The 3935-nt window shown below is 68.3% G+C and carries 5 protein-coding genes and 1 pseudogene; 1 reads left to right on the top strand and 5 read right to left on the bottom strand.

What is annotated here, in order from left to right:
* From F9K34_RS17560 to gatC, 3 genes and pseudogenes are all read right to left on the bottom strand, one after another.
* A pseudogene (locus tag F9K34_RS17560) lies at nt 1-330 on the bottom strand (hypothetical protein); the annotation flags it as partial.
* 35 nt (nt 331-365) lie between these two features.
* The gene (gene gatA, locus F9K34_RS17555) at nt 366-1853 is read right to left on the bottom strand and encodes an Asp-tRNA(Asn)/Glu-tRNA(Gln) amidotransferase subunit GatA (protein WP_291338408.1); all 1488 of its coding nucleotides are present in this window, start codon (nt 1851-1853) and stop codon (nt 366-368) included.
* Nucleotides 1850-2137, bottom strand: a complete 288-nt coding sequence (gene gatC / locus F9K34_RS17550) for an Asp-tRNA(Asn)/Glu-tRNA(Gln) amidotransferase subunit GatC (RefSeq protein ID WP_291338407.1) — start codon at nt 2135-2137, stop codon at nt 1850-1852. Before gatC ends, gatA begins: the two co-directional genes overlap by 4 nt.
* Nucleotides 2138-2241: 104 nt before the next feature.
* On the opposite strand from gatC, the gene F9K34_RS17545 reads away from it, so the two are divergent.
* Nucleotides 2242-2934 (top strand): metal-dependent hydrolase, encoded by a 693-nt coding sequence (locus F9K34_RS17545; protein ID WP_291338406.1) that lies wholly within the window; start codon nt 2242-2244, stop codon nt 2932-2934.
* A 16-nt stretch (nt 2935-2950) separates the two neighbouring features.
* On the opposite strand, the gene F9K34_RS17540 is transcribed toward F9K34_RS17545, so the two are convergent.
* Nucleotides 2951-3169: a hypothetical protein gene (locus tag F9K34_RS17540; RefSeq protein ID WP_291338405.1), complete on the bottom strand. Its 219-nt coding sequence runs from the start codon at nt 3167-3169 to the stop codon at nt 2951-2953.
* Nucleotides 3170-3590: 421 nt separating this feature from the next.
* A partial coding sequence (locus F9K34_RS17535; RefSeq protein ID WP_291338404.1) for a nucleoside deaminase occupies nt 3591-3935 on the bottom strand: 345 nt, incomplete at its 5' end.

The raw sequence follows: 3935 nt of genomic DNA, 5'->3' as shown, positions 1-3935 counted from the left end.
CTGCACCGGAGCGGTCGGCGCGGCGAGCGTGGCCGCGCCGATCCCTGCCTGTGCGAGTTCGACCGCCGTGGGTGCGCCGGACCCCGCCGGAACCGCCGCACCGGGGTAGGCCCCCGCAGGTCCGGGAAATGGCACGGCCGGGTTCTGCACCGGACCCTGCACCGTCTGCACCGGGGCAGCGGCGCGCGCGGCTTCGGCCTCGGCGACGCGACGGCGCTGGTAGGCGCCATAGTCCTCGAAGCCGACCCCCGCCCCACGGCTGTCCGGGACCGGCGGCTGGCAACCGGCGAGAAGCAGGACGGCAAGGCCAGAAAAGACGAGCGGACGCATCGAAAACCCCTGAAGTCTCGGTTTGACCGCGGCCCTTACCACCATTTCGCCGGCTTGGAAACAAAGCCGGCCGCGCGTTCAAGCACATAGGCGTGATTCAGCAGCCCGGCCTCGTCCCAGGGCCGCCCGATCAGTTGCAGGCCAAGGGGAAGCCCCTGGCGGTCAAGCCCGGCAGGAACCGCGATGCCGGGCAGACCGGCAAGGTTCACCGTCACGGTGAAGACGTCGTTGAGGTACATCGCCACCGGATCGGCGTCGGCCATCTCGCCCAGACCGAAGGCGGCGGAGGGCGTCGCGGGCGTCAGGATCGCGTCGATGCCTTCGGCGAACACGTCCTCGAAGTCGCGCTTGATCAGGGCGCGAACCTTGCGGGCACGGTTGTAATAGGCGTCGTAGAAGCCCGCCGACAGCACATAGGTGCCGATCATCACCCGGCGCTGCACCTCATGCCCGAAGCCCTCGGCGCGGGTCTTCTCGTACATCTCGGTGATGCCGTCGCCCTGGGCGAGCTTGGCGCGGTGGCCATAGCGCACGCCGTCATAGCGGGCGAGGTTCGAGGACGCCTCGGCGGGGGCCACGACGTAGTAGGCGGGCAGCGCGTATTTCGTGTGCGGCAGCGAGATGTCGACGATCTCGGCGCCCGCGTCGCGCATCATCTCGGTGCCCTGCTTCCAGAGCGCCTCGATCTCGTCGGGCATGCCGTCCATGCGGTATTCGCGCGGGATGCCGATCTTCTTGCCCCTGATGTCGCCGGTGAGCGCCGCCTCGAAATCCGGCACCGGCAGGTCGGCGGAGGTCGAATCCTTCGGGTCGTGGCCGCACATGGCTTGCAGCATGATCGCCGCGTCGCGCACGTCCCTGGTCATCGGCCCGGCCTGGTCGAGCGAGGAGGCGAAGGCGACGATCCCCCAGCGCGAGCAGCGCCCGTAGGTCGGCTTGATCCCGGTGATGCCCACGAAGGCCGCGGGCTGGCGGATCGAGCCGCCGGTATCGGTGCCGGTAGCGCCAAGGCACAAATCCGCCGCGACCGCCGCCGCCGAGCCGCCCGACGAGCCGCCCGGCGTCAGCGGGGTCGCATCGTTGCCGCGCCGCCAGGGGTTGACCACATTGCCGTAGCAAGAGGTCTCGTTCGACGAGCCCATCGCGAACTCGTCCATGTTGAGCTTGCCCAGCATGACAGCCCCCGCGTCGGCAAGCCGCTGGCTGACGGTGGATTCGTATTCCGGCCGGAAGCCCTTCAGGATATTCGACGCCGCCTGCGATGGCACGCCCCTGGTGCAGAAAAGGTCCTTGATGCCCACCGGGATGCCGCACATCGCCGGCGCATCGCCCGCCTTGATCCGCCTGTCGGCCGCCGCCGCCCGTTCCCGCGCGATCTCGGGCGTCTTGTGGACGAAGGCGTTGAGCGCCCCGGCCCCCTCGATCGCCGCAAGGCAAGCCTCGGTCAATTCGATGCTCGTCACCTCGCCCTTGCGCAGCGCGTTGCGCGCGGCGGCAATGGTCAGTTCGTTCAGGCCACTCATTCGACCACCTTCGGCACGGCGAAGAAACCTTCCCGCGCATCGGGCGCGTTCGACAGGATCTGCGCCTGGATGCCCCCGTCCGTCACCACGTCCTCGCGGCGCTTCAGCCGCATCGGCGTGACCGAGGTCATCGGCTCCACGCCCGTCACGTCGACCTCGTTCAACTGCTCCATGAAGGCGAGGACGGCCGAAAGCTCGCCCGCCAGTGCCGGCAGGTCCTCTTCCTTGACGGCGATCCGCGCCAGGTGCGCCACCTTGCGCGCGGTCGAGATGTCGATCGACATGGGGCTTCACTCTTCTCTTGGATCGGGGCCTTGATCGGGGCAGGGTTTACCCGTGACAGGGCCTGCCCGCAAGGGCGCCGGCCCCCGTAGGAGAGGAGAGCGCGATGAAGATCACCTGGCTCGGCCATTCCGGCTTCCGCATCGAGATCGAGAGGGCGGTGCTCCTGATCGACCCCTGGCTCACCGGCAACCCGATGTTCCCGGCGCCGCGCCGCGCCGAGGCGATCGCGGGCGCCACGCATATCCTCGTGACCCACGGCCACGGCGACCACTCCAGCGACGCCGTCGCGCTTGCGAGGCAACTCAAGGTCCCGGTCGCGGGGATCTACGACCTGATTTCCTTCTGGGAAGGCTCCGAGGGGATCGCGGGGATCGGCTTCAACAAGGGCGGCACGGTCGATCTGAACGGCGCCAGGGTGACGATGGTCAATGCCTGCCATTCCTCCTCGCTCGGGGGATCGGCCGGGCCGGTCTATGCCGGCCACGAGTCGGGTTTCATGATTTCCGGCGAGGGCCACACGATCTACGTCACCGGCGACACGACGGTAATGGCCGACATGGGCTGGATGGGCGAGTACTTCGCCCCCGACATCGGCATCCTCTGCGCCGGTGGCCATTACACGATGGACATGAAGATGGCGGCCTGGGCCGCGAAGAAATACTTCGCCTTCCGGACCGTCATTCCCTGCCACTACCGGACCTTCCCGCTGCTCGCGCAGACCGCGGACGAGCTGAAGGCGGGTCTGCCCGGCGTGCAGGTGATCGAGCCCGAGGTCTTGGACCCGATCACCTTCTGACGCGCCGAGAAGCCCCTCACAGCTCCCAGTAGTTTCGTGCCGGCGGCAACGGATGGAGGCCGATGTCGCGGCGCATCCGGTCAGGCATGTCGGCATCCCAGACGCGCGCGCGGCGGCCGGGGCGGGCGATCATCCCGGCCAGCGCCAGCGCCACCCGCACCAGCCCGTATTCGGCCACGAGCGCCTGCACGGCCTGCGCGGGGCTCACGAAGTCACGATTCACTTGAGCGTTCATTTTCTTCACGCGATCCGGCGGCCAGGGGCTCCGGATTCCTCAATGGATGTTGATCGGAATGCCCCGAGCCGGACGAAGCGCCGGGATCAGGGTGGATTTGATGAAAGGACGTGGCCGGTCAGTGCCGGATCACCGTCCCAGCGGCGTATGCTGGCTCAGCAGCCGCGGTTGCCGGTCCGGGTCATCGCCGCTCGAAGCGAGCGGGCCAGGACGGACCTTCCGCAATACGCGCCAGCACCGGAACGGAGCGTCGCGAGATCAAGATCGTACATCCGGCGCCTCCTTTCCTGAGGGTGTTGGGACTGGCGGGAAAATACAGAATCTTGTCCGCGGACAAAGCGCGGAATTGTACCCCTCTGGCGGAAGCGATTGTATGTGTCGCCCCTGACACAATGTCGCAAGCCCGGGGAGGTCGACGGCCTCAGTCGCGCCGGTTGCGGAAGAACTCCGTGAGCAGCGCCGCGGCCTCTGCCGCCCCTATCCCGTCATAGACCTCGGGCGTGTGGTGGCACTGGCGGTGCGAGAACACCCGCGCGCCATGCGCAACGCCGCCGGACTTGGGGTCGTCCGCCCCGTAGTAGAGCCGGGCGATCCGCGCGAAGGACATCGCGGCCGCGCACATCGGGCAGGGTTCGAGCGTGACATAGAGGTCATGGCCGGGCAGCCGCTCGGCTCCCGTAGCAGCGCAGGCGGCGCGGAGTGCAAGGATCTCGGCATGGGCCGTCGGGTCGCGCAGTTCCCGCGTGCGGTTTCCTGCGGCCGCGAC

Source organism: Albidovulum sp. (assembly GCF_008933605.1).
GTDB lineage: Bacteria > Pseudomonadota > Alphaproteobacteria > Rhodobacterales > Rhodobacteraceae > Albidovulum.
The sequence above is the reverse complement of the archived record's forward strand: the minus strand, read 5'-3'. Positions and strand labels throughout refer to the sequence as shown.

What these genes read in the sequence shown, in the direction of transcription:
- gatA (WP_291338408.1), bottom strand. Translation starts at nt 1,853, where the DNA reads ATGAGTGGCCTGAACGAACTGACCATTGCCGCCGCGCGCAACGCGCTG.
- gatC (WP_291338407.1), bottom strand. Translation starts at nt 2,137, where the DNA reads ATGTCGATCGACATCTCGACCGCGCGCAAGGTGGCGCACCTGGCGCGG.
- F9K34_RS17545 (WP_291338406.1), top strand. Translation starts at nt 2,242, where the DNA reads ATGAAGATCACCTGGCTCGGCCATTCCGGCTTCCGCATCGAGATCGAG.
- F9K34_RS17540 (WP_291338405.1), bottom strand. Translation starts at nt 3,169, where the DNA reads ATGAACGCTCAAGTGAATCGTGACTTCGTGAGCCCCGCGCAGGCCGTG.